This is a genomic window from Streptomyces sp. XY431 (assembly GCF_001279805.1).
Taxonomy (GTDB): domain Bacteria; phylum Actinomycetota; class Actinomycetes; order Streptomycetales; family Streptomycetaceae; genus Kitasatospora; species Kitasatospora purpeofusca.
In genome coordinates, this window is the sequence record NZ_LGDO01000313.1 from 23061 (window position 1) to 43131 (window position 20071).

10 protein-coding genes are annotated in these 20071 nt (G+C 73.4%); 6 read left to right on the forward strand and 4 right to left on the reverse strand.

Annotation, left to right across the window (positions count from 1 at the left end; translation table 11 throughout):
• Positions 1 to 27: 27 nt before the first annotated feature.
• A complete protein-coding gene (locus tag ADK60_RS47810) occupies positions 28 to 5814 on the reverse strand; it encodes an RICIN domain-containing protein (RefSeq protein ID WP_159400558.1) in 5787 nt (1928 codons plus the stop codon).
• Positions 5815 to 6240: 426 nt separating this feature from the next.
• Between ADK60_RS47810 and ADK60_RS24640 the strand changes: the two genes are divergently transcribed.
• Positions 6241 to 8037 carry a glycoside hydrolase family 35 protein gene (locus tag ADK60_RS24640; protein WP_053648965.1) on the forward strand — a complete coding sequence of 599 codons (1797 nt, stop codon included), beginning with the start codon at positions 6241 to 6243 and terminating at the stop codon, positions 8035 to 8037.
• Positions 8038 to 8146: 109 nt separating this feature from the next.
• Positions 8147 to 9301, forward strand: coding sequence for a serine hydrolase domain-containing protein (locus ADK60_RS24645; protein WP_053648967.1), 1155 nt, complete (start codon positions 8147 to 8149; stop codon positions 9299 to 9301).
• Positions 9302 to 9412: 111 nt separating this feature from the next.
• Here the strand turns inward: ADK60_RS24645 and glmS are convergent, their stop codons facing one another.
• Both glmS and ADK60_RS24655 read right to left on the reverse strand, forming a co-directional pair.
• Positions 9413 to 11239, reverse strand: a complete 1827-nt coding sequence (gene glmS, locus ADK60_RS24650; protein ID WP_053648989.1) for a glutamine--fructose-6-phosphate transaminase (isomerizing) — start codon at positions 11237 to 11239, stop codon at positions 9413 to 9415.
• 95 nt (positions 11240 to 11334) lie between these two features.
• Entirely contained in the window at positions 11335 to 11619 is a 285-nt protein-coding gene (locus tag ADK60_RS24655; protein WP_045942893.1) for a hypothetical protein, read from the reverse strand.
• Positions 11620 to 11830: 211 nt separating this feature from the next.
• Between ADK60_RS24655 and asnB the strand changes: the two genes are divergently transcribed.
• The gene (asnB, locus tag ADK60_RS24660) at positions 11831 to 13681 is read left to right on the forward strand and encodes an asparagine synthase (glutamine-hydrolyzing) (RefSeq protein ID WP_053648969.1); all 1851 of its coding nucleotides are present in this window, start codon (positions 11831 to 11833) and stop codon (positions 13679 to 13681) included.
• Between the two features lie 199 nt (positions 13682 to 13880).
• The gene (locus tag ADK60_RS24665) at positions 13881 to 15035 is read left to right on the forward strand and encodes a hypothetical protein (RefSeq protein ID WP_159400559.1); all 1155 of its coding nucleotides are present in this window, start codon (positions 13881 to 13883) and stop codon (positions 15033 to 15035) included.
• 213 nt (positions 15036 to 15248) lie between these two features.
• Here ADK60_RS24665 and ADK60_RS24670 read toward each other — a convergent pair whose 3' ends face one another.
• Positions 15249 to 16421 carry a WD40/YVTN/BNR-like repeat-containing protein gene (locus tag ADK60_RS24670; RefSeq protein WP_053648973.1) on the reverse strand — a complete coding sequence of 391 codons (1173 nt, stop codon included), beginning with the start codon at positions 16419 to 16421 and terminating at the stop codon, positions 15249 to 15251.
• Between the two features lie 391 nt (positions 16422 to 16812).
• On the opposite strand from ADK60_RS24670, the gene ADK60_RS24675 reads away from it, so the two are divergent.
• Both ADK60_RS24675 and ADK60_RS24680 read left to right on the forward strand, forming a co-directional pair.
• Entirely contained in the window at positions 16813 to 18249 is a 1437-nt protein-coding gene (locus ADK60_RS24675; protein WP_053648975.1) for a pyridoxal phosphate-dependent decarboxylase family protein, read from the forward strand.
• Positions 18250 to 18338: 89 nt separating this feature from the next.
• The gene (locus ADK60_RS24680) at positions 18339 to 19751 is read left to right on the forward strand and encodes a GNAT family N-acetyltransferase (RefSeq protein WP_079008668.1); all 1413 of its coding nucleotides are present in this window, start codon (positions 18339 to 18341) and stop codon (positions 19749 to 19751) included.
• The last annotated feature ends 320 nt before the right edge of the window (positions 19752 to 20071 follow it).

The window sequence follows — 20071 nt, forward strand, 5'->3', positions numbered from 1 at the left end:
TCCTCCGTCCTGAGGAGCGCTACCGCGTCAGGTGCAGTGGATCTTCCCGCAGTTCGGCGTCGAGATCCGGTGCTGCGTCCCCACCCCCCACTCCCGGCGCGGGATCAGGTAGGCGATCACGATCACCGCGTCCAGGAAGCTGCCGCCGAGGCCCGGGCCGGGGCGGCCGGCCTGCGCGCGTGCCCGCTGGAACTCGTTGTCGTCGACCCACCAGATCGTCAGCGTGCCGCTCCGGTTGACCTCCATCCAGGCAGAGTCGTGGCCGCCCGTTCCGCTGGCCCAGCAGACCCTGGAGCCCTCGCCGTAGACCACGAAGTTGCCGTCCATCTGCATGGACGCCCAGCGGCCGCAGCCGGTGCTGTTCGGAGCCGTCCAGCTGACGACCGTGTTCCACCGGCTGGTGATGTCGCTGAACCAGGAGTAGACGAGTTCCAGCGTGCCGTCGTCCCGCATCCGGAACGTGGTCGACTGCTCGCTGTCGGAGTCGCTGATCTCGGTGTTGCGGCACAGGTTCCAGCCCTTCCAGATCCAGCCGCCCCGGTGTTCGGCGTCCGGCGTCTGGTACTCGCAGCCGTCACCACTGGGCCGGATGCGATCGCCGCCGGAGCCACCGGAGTTGCCCCCGCCGCCACCGCCGCCGGACCCGCCGCCGGTGTTACCACCACCGCCGGTGTTCCCACCGCCGCCGGTGTTGCCTCCACCGCCGGAACCGGCGCCCGGGGTCGGACCGGCCTGGACGTTGTCCAGCCGCCAGCGCTGCTTGTCCGAGCCGTCGCAGCGCCAGACGCCCAACTGCTCACCGGCATTGTTCGCGGTCAGGCAGCCGCCGTCGGCGGCGCTGACGAGCCAGTACCAGCCGTTCCCGGCATCGCGGAACGACCACCGCTGGTTGGCGTTGCCCGACTGGTTCTGGATCAGGTGGGTCCGGTGCGCACTCGGGTTGTGGTCCATCACCATGCCCTGGCCCGGGGCGGCCTTGCCGTCCGTGAGCAGGGTCTCGACGATCCAGCTGCCGTTGCCGGCGTCCCAGAACGCCCACCGCTGGGCGGGGTTGCCGTTGCCGCCGAGCGCCTTGATCGAGGTACCGGAGGCGGTGCTGCCGGTGTCGAGGTCGGCGACCAGGCCGTTGTTGTTCGACCGCAGGGTCGCGACCTGGCTGTTGCCCACGGCCGGCCGGACGACCGGGCCGCCGCCACCCGAGCCACCCGAGCCGCCCGAGCCACCGGACCCGCCGTTGCCCGGCTGGGGCTGCTGCGGGGCCGCCGGTCCGTCCGTGACGTTGTCCAGCCGCCACTTCTGCCGGTCGCCGCCGTCGCAGGCGGAGACGGCGAGCGCCTCGCCCGAGTTGTTGGCCGTCAGACAGCCGCCGTCGGTGTCACTGGTGATCCAGAACCAACCGCCGCCCGCGTCCCGGAACGCCCAGTGCTGATTGGCGTTCCCGTCCATCGTCCGGATCAGATGCGTCCGGTGCGTCCCCGGGTCGTGGTCCATCACCATGCCCTGACCGGCCGCCGCCTTTCCGTCCGTGAGCAGCGTCTCCAGGATCCACCGGTTGTTCGCGGTGCTCCAGAACGCCCACTTCTGCGCGTCGTTGCCGTTGGCGCCGAGTGCCTTGATCGACGTGCCGGAGTTGGTCGTCCCGCCGTCGAGGTCGGCGACCATTCCGTTGTTCGCGGAACGCAGCGTGGCGACACGGTTGTTCGCCACCCCGGGGTTGACCACCGTGCCCGTGGCCGGGTTCGGCGGGTTCGGACCCTGGGTGAGGCCGTCCAGCCGCCACTTCTGCCGGTCGCTGCCGTCGCAGGCGGAGACGGCGAGCGCCTCGCCCGGATTGTTGGCGGTCAGACAGCCGTTGTCGGTGTCACTGGTCACCCAGAACCAGCCGCCGCCCGCGTCCCGGAACGCCCAGTGCTGATTGGCGTTCCCGTCCATGGTGCGGATCAGGTGCGTCCGGTGCGGGCCCGGGTCGTGGTCCATCACCATGCCCTGACCGGCCGCCGTCTTCCCGTCCGTGAGCAGCGTCTCCAGGATCCACCGGCCGTTGCCGGCATCCCAGAACGCCCACTTCTGCGCATCGCCGCCGTTCGGAGCGAGTGCCTTGATCGACGTGCCGGAGCCGGTGTTCGACCGGTCCAGGTCCGCGACCATTCCGTTGTTCGCGGAACGCAGCACCGCCACCTGGTTGTTGCGGACGCCGCCGGGGGTGACCGCCGGGCTGGTGGCCGGGTCCGGCCGGTTCGGCTGAGGCTGGCCGGGCTGGCCGGGCTGCGCCGCCGGGCCGTCGGTCACGTCCCCGAGCCGCCACTTCTGCCGGTCGCCGCCGTCGCAGGCGGAAACGGCCAGCGCCTCACCGGCGTTGTTGGCCGTCAGGCAGTTGTTGTCGGTGTCACTCGTCACCCAGAACCAGCCGCCGCCCGCGGCCCGGAACGCCCAGTGCTGATTGGCGTTCCCGTCCATGGTGCGGATCAGATGGGTGCGGTGGGGGCCCGGGTCGTGGTCCATGACCATGCCCTGACCGGCCGCCGTCTTCCCGTCCGTGAGCAGCGTCTCGATGATCCACCGGCCGTTGGCAGTGGTCCAGAACGCCCAGCGCTGCGCGTCGTTGCCGTTCGGCGCCAGCGCCTTGATCGACGTGCCGGCGGCGGTGCCCGACCGGTCCAGGTCGGCCACCATCCCGTTGTTGGCGGACACCAGGGTGGACACCTGCGAGGTGCCGATCCCCGGGTTGACCACCGCTCCGGTGCCCGGCGGCGGGGTCGGGGTCGGGGTCACCGGCGCACGCGGCGGGACGGTGCCCAGGCCCCAGCGCTGGGAGTCGGTGGCGTTGCAGTCCCAGATCTGCAGGACGGTCCCGTTGACGTCGACGCCACCGGTCACGTCCAGGCACATGCCGGAGTTCGGGTTGACCAGCGAGGAGTCCGGACCCTTCTGCCAGCGCTGCGCGGGCGAGTCGTTGCAGGCGTAGAGGCCGACCCGGGTGCCGTGGGCGGTGAGGCCCCCGGCGACGTCCAGACACTTGCCGAACGCCTTCAGGGCGAACACACCGGTGCTCGCGGACGCCGTCCAGCGCTGGGCGGGCGTCCCGTTGCAGTCGTAGAGGTCGATCGGGGTGCGGTCGGCGGTGTTGCCGCCGGTGACGTCCGCGCACTTGCCGGGGAAGGCCGAGTACACGGGGGCACCACCGGCGGTGCCGTCGCCGCCGGCCACCACGCCGTTGAGCCGCCACTTCTGCCGGTCGGAGCCGTCACAGGGAGCGACCGTCAGCGGCTGGCCCTTGGCGGCGAGCGTCAGACAGCCGCCGCCGTTGCCGTTGGCGATCGTCGTCCGACCGTCACCGGCGTCGGCGAACCGCCACTGCTGCTCGGTGCGGTTGGCGGCCACGGGCTGGAGCGCGGTGCGGTGCGTGGCGGTGTCCTGGCCCAGGACGAGCCGGGCGCCGGGGTCGCTGCCGCCGTAGGTCAGCCGCGTCTCGATCAGCCAGTTGCCGTTGCCCCGGTCCCAGAACGCCCACCGCTGCGAGTCGGTCGCGTTCGGCGTCCACGCCTGCACGGGCGTCCCGTTGGCGGGCACCCCGCCGGTGACGTCCGGCACCAGCTGCGGGTCCGCGGCCGACACCAGGCCGATGCCCTGCACGGGGTCGGGCTTCTGCCCGCTGCCGGGGCCGCTCGGCCCGCTGGGTCCGCTGGGTCCGCTGGAGAACAGCCAGCCCCACGGCGGAAGGAGGGGGAGGAAGGGGAAGCTGGGCAGCCTGATCCCGGGAAGCGGGGGCACGGGCCCACCGGGGGACCCGCCGTTGTCGCCACCACCGGGGTCGGTCGGGTTGGTTCCGGGATCGGTGGGATTGGTGCCCGGGTCGGTCGGGTTCGTGCCCGGGTCAGTGGGGTTGGTACCCGGGTCGGTGGGCAGCTTGCAGACGGTCGGCACGGACGGGGTCTTCGGCACCTCGGGGAAGCCGGAGGCCGAGGGCCACGGCGCCCGCTGCACATCGGGCAGCGACGGCCACGGCACCCCCGGGAAGCCGGGGATGTCCGGCCAGGTCCAGTTCGGGGAGCCCGGCAACGACGGCTTGGTGGTCGTGGGCAGGGTCGGAGCGCCCGGCCAGGAAACGGCGGGCATGTCCGGGTGACCGGGCCACGGAACGTCCGGGGATCCCGGCACCGACGGCCACCGTACGTCCGGGAAGCCGGGCACGGCGGGCCACGTCAGCTCGGGATGACCGGCGACGGTCGGCCGGTCGGGCACGGGCCGACCCGGGACGACGATCCCGGCCCCGGCATCGGAACCGGTCCCGGGCACGACCGGCAGCGGCAGGATCGGCCAGGGGACGTTCTTGGTCCCCGGCATGATCGGCCAGTTCACCTCGGGGAAGCCGGGGACCTTCGGCCACGGCAGCTGCCCCGCCTGCGTCGGCCAGGACACCTTCGGCAGCGCGGGCGCGCCCGGCCAGTCGACCACCGGCAGATCCGGTCGGCCCGGCATCGGGACGTCGGGGCTGCCCGGCACCGCGGGCCACGGAACCCCGGGAGCACCGGGCACCGACGGCCAGGTCAGCTCCGGGTGGCCCTTGACGGTCGGCCACTTCAGCACGGGGTACCCGGGCACGGTGCGGCCGGTGGCCGGCAGCGAGGCCGGGTCGGTCGGCACGCACGGCACGGACAGGGTCCACTTCTGGGCCGGGCCTCCGTCGCACGGCTTGACGCTCAGGCCGACGGACTCCTGTCCGGCCATCGTGAGGCACTTCTGGTCGGCGGCGCTGACCAGGCTGTACGCCCCGTCACCGGCGTCCTTGACGGTCCACTGCTGGTTGGGCGTGCCCTGCGAGCGGCCCTGCTCGTCACGCTGCAACGGCCAGAGCAGGGTGTTGTGGCTGTAGAGGTCCTGTTGCAGGACCATGCCCTGGGCGAGCGCGCTCTCCAGGACGAACCGGCCGTCCGGGGCCGCGCGCAGCCGCCAGTTCTGCGAGGCGGTGCAGTTTCGGGGGTACGCCTGCACGGTGGTCCCGTTGGCGCTCACCCCGCCACGCACGTCCAGGTTGTGGATCGGACCGTTCGCCGACCCCGCCGCCCTGAACTGGTACGTCGCCCCGTCGAACAGCGGCGACGTCGCCGTTCCGGCAGCCACCGGTGCGGCCCCGGCCGCCGTGGCGAGGGCGACACTCCGCACCCCGCTCTTCGCCACCGGCGCGCCGGCGGGCCCGGCGGTCTCGTCCTCGCCCTCGCAGTCCTCGTAGAGCCCCTCCTCGATGTCGTTGCACTGGCTCTGCCTGGGGTTGTCCGGCGCATTGACCGAGACCGCGGGCCACTTCTCGTCCCTCGACGAGAAGCCGTAGGTCCTGAGGTCGGGTACCACGGTCCGGTCCGGCTTCTCGAACCTGGTGTTGATCTCCTCCCCGATCGTCGCGATCTTTTCGATCGATGCTGCGCCATTGGCGTCGAGCTTGTAGGTCGCCCGCACCTTCGAGGCCGATTTCACGCTGCTGCCGGGGATACGGCCGACTGCCGCCCACTCGTACTCGCCCTTGGCCTGCTCGGGGAGCGCCTTGAACTGCTTCGACACGTCCACGTACCTGAGGTCGGGCACGATGGTGTAGACCCAGCCCTCCTTGTAGTAGGCGGAGTTCTCGTCCCGCCCGGAGAAACCCGTGTGCTGGGAGGCGAACTCCACGGCCACCTTCCGGACAGCACTCGTGCTGACATAGCCCGACGAGCTGCTGCCGTTGCCTTCCGCATCGCCCACGACGTGCGCTTTCAGCGAGAAGTTCGCCCCTCGCGCCTTGAAGCCGACGCTGAACACCGTGGCCGGGTCGACGCCCACGGCCGTTGGCCCCTCCTGGGGGTTCGCGTCCTTCGTGCTGCTTCCGTAGTTGAGACCCACCCCCCGGTAGACCTCCTCCGGAGGCAGACCGTCGGTGTTGAAACACGGATGGAGACCGGTGAACGGCTCTGCCTCCACCGCTTGCGCGGCGGGTGACACGGCACCCACCAGGGGGACCGCCATCACCCCCGCGATCATCGCGGCCACCAGGGACCGCGTCTTGCTTCTGAGGGAATCCCGGCGCATGGGCGTCGGCGACCTCGCCTTCCTACGGAGTGTTACGTGCCCGCCGAAACGTAGGTGGGGCGCGTACACACCTCGTATACGCTGGCTGGACGAGGGCAGGCCCGGTGGGCCGACACCCCCGGGCCGGCTCCGACGCAGCAGTACCCGACCGACGACCGCGTCAACCGAAAGCTGGTCCGCATGATCGAGCTCGACTTCGACGACGACGGCTTCCGCCGCAACGGCGCGCCGCACCGGATCGTCTCCGGAGCGCTGCACTACTTCCGGGTGCACCCGGAGCTGTGGGACGACCGGTTGGCCCGCCTGCGCGCGCTGGGCGCCAACACCGTCGACACCTACATTCCCTGGAACTTCCACGAACTACCCTCCGGCGCGATCGACTTCTCCGGATGGCGGGACATCTCCCGGTTCGTCCGGACCGCCGAGCGGCACGGGTTGGACGTCATCCTGCGCCCGGGGCCCTACATCTGCGCCGAGTGGGAGTCCGGCGGCCTGCCGGCCCGGCTGCTCGCGGCCGAGGGGATGGGGCTGCGCAGCTCGGACCCGGCGTTCCTGGCCGAGGTGGACGGGTGGTTCGACGCCGTGGTCCCGGAGCTGCTGCCGCTGCTGGGCAGCCGGGGCGGGCCGGTGGTGGCGGTGCAGGTGGAGAACGAGTACGGGAGTTACGGCAACGACGCCGCCTATCTGGCGCATCTGCGGGACGGGCTGGTGGCGCGCGGCGTGGACTGCCTGCTGTTCACCGCCGACGGTTCCGAGGACTTCATGCAGCAGGGCGGGGCGATCCCGGGTGTGCTGGCCACCGGCACCTTCGGCTCGCGGGCGCCGGAGCGCTTCGAGGTGCTGCGGCGGCAGCAGCCCAAGGGGCCGTTGGCGGCGATGGAGTTCTGGATCGGCTGGTTCGACCGGATCGGGCAGCCGCACCACGTCCGGGACGCCGAGGAGACGGCGGCCTCGCTCGACGAGCTGCTCGCGACCGGGGCCTCGGTCAACCTCTACATGGCGCACGGCGGCACCAACTTCGGCTTCTGGGCGGGTGCCAACCACTCCGGGACCGGGCCCGACACCGCCGGCTACGAGCCGACCGTGACCAGTTACGACTACGACGCGCCGATCGGCGAGGCGGGTGAGCTGACCGAGAAGTTCCACGCCCTGCGGTCCGTCATCGGCAGGTACGTGCCGCTCCCCGAGGGTGAACTGCCCGCGCCCCCACCGCGATTGGAGCCCCGCCGGCTGGAGCGGGCGACCGGCCGGGCCCGGCTGCTGGACTCCCTGGACGCGCTCTCGACGCCCGTCCACCGGCCGACCACCGAGCCGATGGAGCGGGTCGGCCAGTCGCTCGGCCTGATCCACTACCGCACCCACGTCCCGGGGCCGCGACCCGAGATGCCGCTGCGGATCGACGGCATCGGGGACCGCGCGCAGGTCTTCGCGGACGGCCGCCCGATCGGCGCCGTCGACCGCAACGCGCCGGGCGCCACCCTCCCGCTGGCGGTGGGCCCGGCCGGGGTCACGCTGGACATCCTGGTCGAGGCGCTCGGCCGCGCCAACTACGGGCCGCAGATGGACGATCGCAAGGGGATCCGGCGCGGCGTCTCGCACGAGCGCCAGCGCCTGCACACCTGGGAGATCCGTCCGCTGCCGCTCACCGACCTCGCCGCCCTCACCTTCGAGGACGGCGTCGGGACCGTCGACGGCGACCCGGCGTTCCACCGCTTCGAGACCGAGGTCGACACCCCTGCCGACGCCTTCGTGGCCCTCCCGGGCTGGGGCCGGGGGCTGCTCTGGCTGAACGGCTTCCTGCTCGGCCGCTACACCGAGGAGGGTCCGCAGCGCACCCTCTACGCGCCGGGTCCGCTCTGGCAGCCGGGCCGCAACACCCTGCTCGTCCTCGAACTGGACCGCCACGCCGAGGCCCTGGAGGTCCGCGACGAGCCGGACCTCGGCCCCACCACCCGCGCACCCAGCGCCGACTACTGACACCGACCCGCCCGCTCCCCGCCCGGCGCCGGAATACTTCGGCGCCGGGGCGGGTTGACGCCCCGGCAGGCCGGTGATCAAGGCCGCAGCAGCACATACAGGGGGAAGCATGTCCAGCAGTGACGTTGTCGGCGGAAGCGTGGCGCCGGGGTTCGAGGCGGTGCGGGAGGAGTTCGCCGCCGTGGTGGCGGAGGAGCCGGCGGGCGGTGGCGCGCAGCTGGCCGTGCACCTGGACGGGCGGCGGGTGGTGGACCTCTGGGCGGGCGAGGGGGTCTCCGGCGAGTCGCTGTTCGCGCTCTACTCCTCCGCCAAGGGGGCGGCGCACCTGGTGACGGCCCTGCTGGTGCAGGAGGGTGTGCTCGACCTGGACAAGGAAGTGGCCCACTACTGGCCGGAGTTCGCGGCCGAGGGCAAGGGCGCACTCACGTTCCGGCAGCTGCTGGAGCACCGGGCGGGGCTGATCGGGGTCGACGGCGGCTTCACGACGGAGGAGCTGGCGGACGACCGGCGGCTCGCGGACCGGCTGGCCGGCCAGAAGCCCTACTGGGAGCCCGGGACGGCCTACGGCTACCACGCCTACGTGATCGGCGCGCTGACCGGCGAGGTGGTCCGCCGCCGGACCGGCCGCACGGTGCAGGAGCTGTTCGAGGAGCGGATCCGGGCCCCGTACGGGCTGGACTTCTTCCTCGGCCTGCCCGCGGAGCTGGAGTCGCGGTTCCTGCCGGTGCTTCCGGCGGTCCCCCTCCCCGGCCAGCAGGGCGAGCTGCCGGCCCCCGACAGCCTGATGGGGATCGCCTTCAACCTGAACGCCTCCCCGCCCACCGACCTGATGGGCTTCGGCAACCTCCGCTCGGTGCAGGCGCAGGGCCCGGCCTCGACCGGCAGCTTCGGCAGCGCCCGCGGTCTGGCGGCGCTGTACGCGGCGGCGGCGCAGGGGCTGGACGGGCGGACGCCGTTCCTGGCACCGGCCACGATCGCCGAGTTCGGTCCGGTCCGCACGCACGGCACCGACGTGGTGACCGGCGAGGTGGACCACTTCGGCCTCGGCTTCGAGGCGCAGAGCACCCGCTTCCCGTTCCTCGGGGCGGAGGCCTTCGGTCACAGCGGCGCGGTGGGCGCGCAGTCCTTCGCCGATCCGCGCAGCGGCGTCGCCTACGGGTACACGCGGCGCCGGTTCAGCTCCCTCCCGCTCGGCCCGGAGAACCACCGGCTGGCCGAGGCCGTCGTCCGCGCCGCCGGGGCGGTGCGCGGGACGGCCGGCTGACCGTCCGGCCTTCGGGCCCGTGACGGCGCCCGCAACGGCACCCGCAACGGCACCCGGAACGCGCCCCGGGACCGGCCGTGGAGCACGGCCGGTCCCGGGGCGCGTCCGCGACTACTCGACGGTGACGCTCTTGGCGAGGTTGCGCGGCTTGTCGACGTCGCGCCCCAGCGCCACCGCCGCGTGGTACGCGAGCAGCTGGAGCGGGATGTTGAGCAGCAGCGGGTCCAGCTCGGGCTCGCTCTTGGGCACCAGGATGCAGTGGTCCGCGAGCTTGGTCTCGGGCCGGCGGTGGGCGACGGCCAGGACGCGGCCGGAGCGGGCCTTGATCTCGCCGAGGGTGGTGAGGTTCTTGTCGAGCAGCTCGTCGTCCGGGACGAGGGCGACGGTGGGCAGCTCGGGGCTGATCAGCGCCAGCGGGCCGTGCTTCAGCTCGCTCGCCGGGTAGGCCTCGGCGTGGACGTAGGAGATCTCCTTGAGCTTCTGCGCGCCCTCGCGGGCGACGGGGTAGCCGCGCACCCGGCCGATGAACATCATGCCCTCGGACCCGGCGTACTCGGCGGCGAGTTCGGCGATGGCGTCGCTCTGGGCGAGGACCTCGCGGATCTGGTCGGGCAGCGCCTTGAGGGCGGAGACGATCCGGTGGCCGTCGGCGGGCGAGAGGTCGTGGATCCGGCCGAAGTGCAGGGCGATCAGCGCGAAGGCGACGACGGTGGAGGTGAACGCCTTGGTGGAGGCGACCGAGATCTCCGGGCCGGCGTGCAGGTAGATGCCGCCGTCGCACTCGCGGGCGATGGCGCTGCCGACGGTGTTGACGACGCCGAGCACCCGGCCGCCCTTGCGCTTGACCTCCTGGACGGCGGCGAGCGTGTCGTAGGTCTCGCCGGACTGGCTGACCGCGATGTAGAGGGTGTCGGCCTCGATCACCGGGTTGCGGTAGCGGAACTCCGAGGCGGGCTCGCTGTGCGCGGGGATCCGGGCCAGCTCCTCGATCAGCTGGGCGCCCATCTCGCCGGCGTAGTAGGCGGAGCCGCAGCCGAGGATCTTGACCCGGCGGATCTCGCGCAGTTCGCGGGCGTCCAGGTTGAGGCCGCCGAGGTGGGCGGTGGCGAACCGCTCGTCGAGGCGGCCGCCGAGGGTGCGCTCGACCGAGCCGGGCTGCTCGTGGATCTCCTTGAGCAGGAAGTGCTCGTAGCCGCCGGTGTCGTAGGAGTCGATCTCCCAGTCCACGGTGGACGGCTGGCGGTGGGTGGTGCGGGCGTCCTCGGTGAAGGTGCGGAAGCCGTCGGCGCGGACGGTGGCCAGCTCGCCGTCCTCCAGGTGGACCACCTGGCGGGTGTAGCGGACCAGGGCGGAGACGTCGGAGGCGACGAACATCTCCTTCTCGCCGATGCCGAGCACGATCGGGCTGCCGTTGCGGGCGACCACGATCCGGTCGGGCTGCTCGGCGTCGAGGACGGCGATGCCGTAGGTGCCGACGACCTTGCCCAGGGCGGCGCGCACGGCCTCCTCCAGCTCGACGCCCTCGGCGGCGTGGGCGGCGATCAGGTGGCCGAGCACCTCGGTGTCGGTCTCGGAGCGGAAGACCGCGCCGTCGGCGGCGAGCTTGGCCCGCAGCTCGTCGGCGTTCTCGATGATGCCGTTGTGGACGACGGCGATCCGCTCGGCGTTGTCGAGGTGCGGGTGGGCGTTGGCGTCGCTGGGCACGCCGTGGGTGGCCCAGCGGGTGTGGCCGATGCCGGTGGAGCCCTTGAACCGGGCGGGGACGGCGGCGGCGAGGTCGGCGACCCGGCCCTTGACCTTGCGGACCTTGATGCCGCCGGTGCGTCCGACGACGGCGACGCCGGCCGAGTCGTAGCCCCGGTACTCCAGTCGGGCGAGGCCCTCCAGCAGGAAGGGGGTCGCGTCCTTGGGGCCGATGTAGGCCACGATTCCGCACATGGTGGTGGACTCCTTGGTTCCTTGGTTCCGCTGTTCGGTGTTCCGCTGCTGGGCGTTCCGGCCCGGCCGGTCCTGCACCGGCCGCCGACGGCCGGTCAGCCGTAGACGATCCGGCGCAGCTGGCGGGCCGAGAGCTCCGGAGCCGCGACCCGGCGGGCGGGCAGCTCCTCGGCGAGCCGGGCGAAGATCTTCTCGTTGGTCAGGCCGCGCGCCTGCAGCTCGCCGTGACGGCGGCGGACGTACTCCTCGGTGGTCTCGGAGAAGTACGCCAGCACCTCCGCCACCACCCGCGCCGCCTCCCGGGGCCCGAGCGGGCTGGTCCGGGTGAGGTGGGCGAGGAGGTCTTCGTGAGGGTGCGAGAAACCGGTCGGGCTGGACACAATCGGTGAGCCTAGGCGGCCCTCCCGGCAAAGATCAAAGATCCTGCCCGAAATCGGGCAGGATTCTGCGGCAACCGGCACAGCTTCGGGGTCTTGTCCGCATCGGAGCCACCACGTAGCGTGATGACCTGCTCACACACCGGGGGGGACCGCGGGGTGACCAGGGGGGCGGGAGCATCGGAAGAGTGTCGGAAGAACCGGAGGCTTGCTGATGTGCGGGATCACCGGATGGGTCGCCTACGACCGCGACCTGACCCTCGAACGCGACGTGCTCGACGCCATGACGGCCACCCAGCTCTGCCGCGGCCCGGACGACGGCGGGGTCCACCTGGAACGGCACGCCGCCCTCGGCCACCGGCGCCTCGCCGTGCTCGACCCCGAGGGCGGCGCCCAGCCGATGACGGCCGAGCACGACGGCCGGCTGCTGGCCGCCCTCAGCTACAACGGCGAGGTGTACAACCACCACGAGCTGCGCGCCGAGCTGGTGGCGGCCGGCCACCGCTTCCGCACCCGCGGCGACACCGAGGTGGTCCTGCGCGGCTACCTGGAGTGGGGCGAGCGCGTCGCCGAGCGGCTCAACGGCATGTTCGCCTTCGCCGTCTGGGACGCCCGCACCGAGGAGCTGCTGCTGGTCCGCGACCGGATGGGCGTCAAGCCGCTGCACTACCACCCCACCCCGGACGGCGTGCTCTTCGGTTCGGAGCCCAAGGCGCTGCTCACCCACCCCGCGGTGCGCCCGGTGGTCGACCTGGACGGGCTGCGCGAGCTGTTCTCCATGATCCGCACCCCCGGCCTCACCCCGTACCGGGGCATCGCCGAGGTCCGACCCGGCCACCTGGTGCGGGTGCGGCGCAGCGGCGTCTCGGTCCACCGCTACTGGTCGCTGGAGGCACGCCGGCACACCCAGGACCTCGCCACCACGATCGGCACCGTCCGGGCCCTGCTGGAGGACATCGTCCACCGCCAGCTGGAGGCGGACGTGCCGCTGTGCTCACTGCTCTCCGGCGGTCTCGACTCCAGCGCGGTCACCGCCCTGGCCGCCCGCAGCCTGGAGGCGGCGGGCGCCGGACCGGTCCGCTCCTTCGCGGTGGACTTCACCGGGCAGAGCGAGCACTTCCACCCGGACGCGGTGCGCACCACCCCGGACCGGCCGTACGCGGAGCTGCTCGCCCGGCACGTGGGCGCCGACCACTCGGTGATCGAGCTGGACAGCGCCGCCCTCACCGACCCGGCGCAGCGGCTCGCCACCCTGCGCGCCCGGGACCTGCCGGGCGGCGTCGGCGACATGGACACCTCGCTGCTGCTGTTCTTCCGCAGGGTGCGCGAGCACTCGACGGTCGCGCTGTCCGGCGAGTCCGCGGACGAGCTGTTCGGCGGCTACCGCTGGTTCCACGACCCGAAGGCCCTCGACGCCGACGACTTCCCGTGGGCGACGGCGCTCAGCGGCTTCGGCGGCGCGGGCACCGGCCCGCGCGAGCAGCTGCTCGACCGGGAGCTGCTCGCCAAGCTCGACCTGCCCGGCTACCGGCGCGCCCGGTACCGGGAGGCGCTCGCCGAGGTGCCGCACCTGCCGGACACCGACCCGTTCGAACGGCGGATGCGGGAGGTGTCGTACCTCAACCTGACCCGCTTCGTCCGGATCCTGCTGGACCGCAAGGACCGGATGAGCATGGCCAGCGGGCTGGAGGTGCGGGTGCCGTTCTGCGACCACCGGCTGGTGCAGTACGTCTTCAACACGCCGTGGACGATGAAGTCCTTCGACGGCCGGGAGAAGAGCCTGCTGCGCGCCGCCGTCCGGGACGTGCTGCCGGCCGAGATCGCCGGCCGGATGAAGAGCCCGTACCCGATCGTCCAGGACCCCCGCTACCCGGAGCTGCTCCGCCGCGAGCTCGCCGCACTGGCCGCCGACCCCGGCTCCCCCGCCCTCGCCCTGCTCGACCGCCGCGAGCTCGCCGACGCGCTCGCCCCGGACACCGACCCGCAGACGGTCCGGCTGGCGGCCGATCTGGCCCTGGACCTGGACGCCTGGCTGACGGAGTACCAGGTGTCGCTGGAGCTCTGACCCCGGGTGCCCCGGGTGGTGCGCCGTTGCGCCACCCGGGGGAGGGTGACCCGCCGTGAACCCGGCTCGTTGACCGGTCGGGACGTGCGATAGCGTCGCCGACACCTCCCGAATGGCGGCCGAAAACACGGAATCCGAGACCCGTGCCGTCAGGATGGGGAACGTCCCGTCCGTCTCGATCCGCCGGGGGATCTCCGTCATGCAACCGCGAGCCTTCGCGATTCTCACCGCCCTGCTGCTCGGGGTGCTGGGTCTGGGGTCGGTGGCCGTCACCGACTGGACGCCCCAGCAGGCCGCCGACCGCGCGGCCGTCGCCGCGGCCGTCCCGGGGACCGAGGGCGCCACCGGCTCGGCCGGCGCCGCGCCCGCCAGTACCGGGCAGGCGGCCGGGCAGCCGGCCGCGTCGGCCACCGCGACCGGGGACCCGGCGGTGTGGACCCGCTCGACGCTGCGCAACAAGCTGATGGCCGAGATGGACGCCAGCGACCCCGGCGTCGCCCTGGCCGACCTCGACCGGATCACCAAGCAGCTGCCGTACACCGTCCGGTTCTGCCACCCGATCGCCCACGAGCTCGGGCACGCGGCGGTCAAGCGGTTCAACGCCGACTTCCAGAAGGTCATCTCCTTCCCGCACGAGACCTGCGCGGCCGGCTATCTGCACGGCGCGGTGGAGGAGATGCTCAACGCCTCCGCCCAGCCGGAGACCGACCTGGTCAAGCTCTGCGCGCCCAAGAACAGCGGCCCGTGCATCCACGGCGTCGGCCACGGCACCATGTTCGTCGCCAAGCAGGACGTCGCCAAGGCGCGCGAGCTGTGCAACAAGTTCACCACCGACCAGAACCGGATCCGCTGCTCCGAGGGCCTGTTCATGCAGCTCTTCGGCCCGGACGAGGAGGACGAGAAGGCCAAGGCCAACCTCCCCGCCGACAAGCTAGCCCAGGACCCGCTGTACCCGTGCAAGGACCAGCCGGCGCTGTTCCAGTCCGCCTGCTTCTTCTACGCGCCGACCTTCTACCTCTCCTCGCACGACTACCCGAACCACCCCGAGGTGTACGCCGAGGCACTGAAGTGGTGCCTCGCCGGCAAGGCCTCCGGCGGGGCGGTCGACTGCAGCCGGGGCGTCGGCTCGCGCACCATGAAGTACAACCTGGACCGCGAGGACTGGGCCGCCCAGCAGTGCGCCACCGCCGCGGACGGCTGGCAGCGCAAGGCCTGCGCCGAGGGGCTGGTCAGCTACTACACGGTCAACTACACGGACGCGGGCGCGGCCGGCCGGCTCTGCGCCAAGTTCTCCGACAAGGAGATGCAGGGCTACTGCCGCTCCGCCGGCGGGCTCTCCGCCTCGCTCGACTGAGGAGGTGCCGGCACGTACGGCACGGTGTCGGCGACCGGCCGACGCGGGAACTCCGACGGCCGCCCGATCGTGCGCGGATTCTGCACGGCGGCGGGACGGCAGGGTCCGGCGGCCCCACCGCCGAGGCGGGGCCGCCGGACCGGGCGCGACCGTACAGCCGGGGCCGTACAGCCGGGGCCGTGCGGTCAGGGCACTGCGGTCAGAGCACTGCGGTCAGAGCCGGGTGGTCATCACCATCGGCTGCGGGAGTTGCTGCTTCTCGTAGTTGAAGGCGCCGGTGACGGTCACCTCACGACCGGTGGTGGACACCTTCCAGGACCAGAACGCCGTGCCCGCGCCGGACTCCGGGAAGTCCAGCGAGGTCGCCCGCGAGCCCGTCACCCGCAGCGCGTACGCCGCCTCGCCGCCGCCCGAGACCCGGCCCACCGTCACGATGCCGTCCGGCGAGGAGGCGGCGCCGCTCACGGCGCCCGCACCCTCGGGAGCCTCGACCCGGGTCCAGGCGCGACCGTCCCAGTGCATGAGCAACGCGTGGCCGCGGTCCTTCTCGTCCAGCACCACGCGCCCGACCGCCCACACGTCGCGCGGCCCCTTCACCACGACATCGTTGAACTCGCCGTACAGGCCGCCGAAGGCCGGCACCGGCACGACGCTCCAGCTGCGCCCGTCGAAGTGCAGGGCGACCGGCCGGTCGTCCTCGGCGTAGCCGTTGCCGACGGCCCAGACGTCGTCGGGGCCGGCCGCGGCGATCGCGCCGAGGCCCCAGCTCTGGAACGGCGCGGGCAGTTCGACCTGCCGCCAGGAGCGGCCGTTCCAGTGCTGGACGATGCCCACGTGGCTGTCGGGCCCCTGGCTCCAGCCCGCCGCCCAGGCATTGTTCGGCGTCAGCGCGGCGATTCCCAGCAGGCCGCCGCCGACCGAGTCGGCGGGCATCGGAGCCGGCTCCACCTGCCAGGAGCGGCCGTTCCAGTGCTGGGTCATGACCGGCCCGCCACCCCGGCCGGAGTCACCGACCAGCCAGCCGTCACGGGCCGAGGTCGCCGCGACGGCGTTGACCCGGTCGGTCCCGGCGGGCGCGGTCGGCACTTCGGTCCACTTCCCGTCGCGGCGGTCGTCGCGGGCGTAGAGCACGGGGTCGAACCCGACGCTCCCGTCGCTGCCCGGGACGACCCGGAAGCCGGCCGCCCAGGTGGTGCGGGCGTCGGGACGGGTGGAGCCGGTCAGCACGGTGTCGCCGCTCGGCAGTTTGGCCGCCGTCCAGCGCGCCGCCCCCGCGGCGGGCGATGGTTCCGGGGCGGCCGAGGCGGTGGCGGGCAGGACCCCGCCCGCGAGGAGCGCGGCGAGCGCGCCTATCAGCGACAGTCGGATGCGTGTTCCGACAGCCATGTCGTTCCTCCAGACCCGGGGCACGGTGCCCCGATACCCCGATGACGCCCGTCCCTCCGCCGGAGGTTGCCCGCCCGGTCCCGGGGATTCGGCGCATGCGAAGTTCTTCTGAGGACATGTCAGTTCTCTTGTCCCCCAAGCGCGCCGGGCAACCGCCGCCCCGTTCGGAGCGCCGCCGCGGTTCACCAGGTGCTGGGCGATCGGGCGATCACTCGCGCCACCAGGGCCATCACCGCTCGCGGTCGACCGGTCACCCGAACCTCTCCGGCGCCGGGCCGTCCCGGATACCGGGCCCGCGCCGCACGGCGCGGGCCCGTTTCCGTAGGATCGCGACGTTCGGGTGCGCCGAGGACGCCGCGCCACCGGGCCCCGCACCACCAGGAGCCGCCGCATGACCTCCGACGACTTCCGCGCCGCCGCGCACACCGCCGCCGACCTGGCCGCCGACCACCTCGCCGGGCTGGCCGCCGGCCCGGTCTGGCAGCCGATGGACGACGCCGCCCGCCGCACCCTGCTGGACGCCCCACTGCCCGCCGCCGGCCGTCCGCTGGACGAGCTGCTGGCCGCCGTCGGCCGCGACGTCCTGCCGTACCCGATGGGCAACGGCCACCCGCGCTTCTTCGGCTGGGTGAACTCCGCACCCGCCCCGGCCGGCGTGCTCGCCACCCTGGCCGCCGCCGCGATGAACCCCAGCTCGGCCGGCGGCGACCACGCGGACGTCCATCTGGAGCGGGCCGTGGTCCGCTGGATCGCCGAACTGGTCGGCTTCCCGCACCCGCCCGGCGGCGGGCTGCTCACCTCCGGCACCTCGATGGCGACCATCGTCTGCCTCGCCGCCGCCCGCAACCGCGCCGCGCGCGCCGCCGGGTGGGACGTCCGCGAGGACGGCCTGGCCGGGATGCCGCCGCTGGTCGGCTACGTCACCGGCGAGACCCACTCCTGCGTCCGCAAGGCCGCCGAGCTGCTGGGCCTCGGCAGCAAGCACCTGCGCGCCGTCGCCACCGGACCGGACGGCCGCCTGGACCCCGCCGGGCTGCGCGATGCGATCGCCCGCGACCGGGCCGCCGGACTGCTGCCCTTCCTGGTGGTGGCCTCGGCCGGCACGGTCGGCACCGGCGCGGTCGACGCCTTCGACCCGATCGCCGACCTGTGCGCCGAGGAGCGGCTCTGGCTGCACGTGGACGGCGCCTACGGGGCGTTCGGCGTGCTGGACCCGGAGATCGCCCACCGCTACGCCGGGCTGGCACGCGCCGACTCGCTCGCCCTCGACCCGCACAAGTGGCTCGGCGTCCCGGTCGACTGCGGCTGCGCGCTGGTCCGCGACCCGGCCGAGCTGCGCGCCGCCTTCAGCCTCGTCCCCTCCTACCTGCGCGACGAGGCGGCCGGCGAGCTCGGCTGGTTCTCCGAGTACGGCACCGAGCAGACCCGCCCGTTCCGCGCCCTCAAGGTGTGGGCGACCATCGCCCACCGGGGCCGCGACGGCCTGGCCGCCGACATCTCCCGGACCACCGCCCTGGCCCGTCGGCTCGGCGAACTCATCACCGCCGACCCGGAGTTGGAACTCCTCGCCGAGGTGCAGACCTCCATCGTGGCATTCCGCCTGCGCCCCGCCGGCCGGACCGGCCGTACCGACGAGGCCGCCCTCGACGCCCTCAACCGCGAGCTCCCCGCCGCCGTCCAGCGCCGCGGCCGCGCCTTCCTCACCGGCGCCCGCCTCGACGGCCGCGAGATCCTCCGCGCCTGCCTCCTCAACCCCGCCACCACCGAGGAGGACCTCGCCGTCCTGCTCGCCGAAGTGAAGGCCGCCGGGCGCGAGCACACCGGGTGACCGGCGACGGTGATCGAGTCACGGCACCATTAACCGCGGGGTCACGGAGGATTCGTGATCGTGAAACACGGAAGCGGCAGATTGATGACATGGAGCGCACCGAGCAGCTGACGTCCACGACCGATCCGACCACGACCCCCTCCCGCGCCCAGCGCCGCGGCCTCCGCGGCCACCGCTGGCGTCGCGACGCGGTGGAGCTCTCCGCCGTCTTCCTCTCGGTGACCGCCGCCGACCTGGTGGCCAAGCTCGTGGTGCACGGGCCGGACGGGCCGGTGGTGCTGGCCGTGTCCGCCGTCGCGCTGCTCGCCACCGCGCTGTTCCACACCTGGTGGGCGCACCGCCACCAGTTGCACGGCCCCCCGGCGCCGGACGCGCCCGCGCCGCCGGGGGCGCCCGGCGCCGAGCCGCTGCGGGGGCCGCTGGACGACTTCGAGGGCAGCACGCTGTGGCGGGTCCGCACCACCGTGCAGGACTCCCCCGGCAGTCTGGCCCGGGTCTGCGCGGCCTTCGCCGGGCGTCAGGTGAACATCGTCTCGATGCAGTCCCACCCGCTGCCGACCGGCGCCGTGGACGAGTTCTTCGTCCGCGCGCCGCGCTCGCTCACCCGGGCCGAGCTGACCGCGCTGGTGGCCGGGGCCGGCGGGGACGACATCTGGACCGGCCCGGCCGACGCGCACGACCTGGTGGACGTGCCCACCCATGTCCTGGCCCTCGCCACCCGGACGGCGCTGGACGCCGCGGAGTTGCCGATCGCACTGCGCCAGCTCTTCGGGCAGTGCAGCATCCGGCAGTACCCGGGGGCGGCGGCGCGCGGCACCGCCGGGGTGGACGGCCATGTGATGCGGCTGCCCGTCCCCTCGGGCGAGCTGATCGAGCTCACCCGCCCGCAGCTGCCGTTCACCCCGACCGAGTTCGCCCGGGCGCAGGCCCTGGTCGAGCTGGACACCCTGCTCGGCCCCCGGGTGCCGGACGTCCGGGCCCGGCTGAGCGTGCCGGCCGGCGCCGAGCTGACCGTGCGGCGCGCGGACGCGGCCGACAAGGCGGCCGCGCTGGCGATGCACCACCGCTGCTCCCCCGAGACCCTGCGCAAGCGCTACCACGGGCCGGTCCGGGACGCCGACCGCTACCTGGACCACCTGCTGGACGCCCGGCACGGGCAGGCCCTGGCGGTGGAGACGGCGGACGGGCGGATCGTGGCCCTCGGGCACCTGATGTGGGACGACGACAGCGCCGAGGTGGCGGTGCTGGTCGAGGACGCCTGGCAGCGGCGCGGGCTGGGCCTGGACCTCATGCGGCGGATGTCCGCGCTGGCCCTGGAGGCCGGGGTGGAGACGGTGTACGCGGTCACCCAGTCGTCCAACACCGGGCTGATCGCGACCATGCGCCGGCTGGCGGCCCCGCTGGACTACGAGGTGGACGAGGGCACCCTGGTGATCACCGCCCATCTGGCGGAGGCCGCCGAGGAGCTCCCGGTGCCGTGGCAGACCCGTCCGGGCCGCTGAGAACGGGACCCTCCCGGGGCCGCCCTCGGGCTGCTCGCGGAGCCGCTCATGGAGCCGCTGATGGGGCCACCCGGTGCCGCGATCGAGCCGTACCGGTGAGCAGATCGGACAGGTCCGGTAATCGTCCGGTCATTTCTTCACCACATCCTCACCAAGAACCTCACCGGCCCCGGGCCGGGCGGCCCCCGTGCCGCCCGGCCCGGGGCGCGCGCGGAACCGCCGCACCCCGCTCAGGCGTCCCCGACGGCGAACGGCCCGTCCGTACACCGCCGATCCTGATCCCGCGTCAGGACCTCCCGGACCGCCGCTCCCGGGGCGTC

Coding starts and splice junctions, on each gene's coding strand:
- ADK60_RS24640 (WP_053648965.1), top strand. CDS start 6,241: ATGATCGAGCTCGACTTCGACGACGACGGCTTCCGCCGCAACGGCGCG.
- ADK60_RS24645 (WP_053648967.1), top strand. CDS start 8,147: ATGTCCAGCAGTGACGTTGTCGGCGGAAGCGTGGCGCCGGGGTTCGAG.
- glmS (WP_053648989.1), bottom strand. CDS start 11,239: ATGTGCGGAATCGTGGCCTACATCGGCCCCAAGGACGCGACCCCCTTC.
- asnB (WP_053648969.1), top strand. CDS start 11,831: ATGTGCGGGATCACCGGATGGGTCGCCTACGACCGCGACCTGACCCTC.
- ADK60_RS24665 (WP_159400559.1), top strand. CDS start 13,881: ATGCAACCGCGAGCCTTCGCGATTCTCACCGCCCTGCTGCTCGGGGTG.
- ADK60_RS24670 (WP_053648973.1), bottom strand. CDS start 16,421: ATGGCTGTCGGAACACGCATCCGACTGTCGCTGATAGGCGCGCTCGCC.
- ADK60_RS24675 (WP_053648975.1), top strand. CDS start 16,813: ATGACCTCCGACGACTTCCGCGCCGCCGCGCACACCGCCGCCGACCTG.
- ADK60_RS24680 (WP_079008668.1), top strand. CDS start 18,339: ATGGAGCGCACCGAGCAGCTGACGTCCACGACCGATCCGACCACGACC.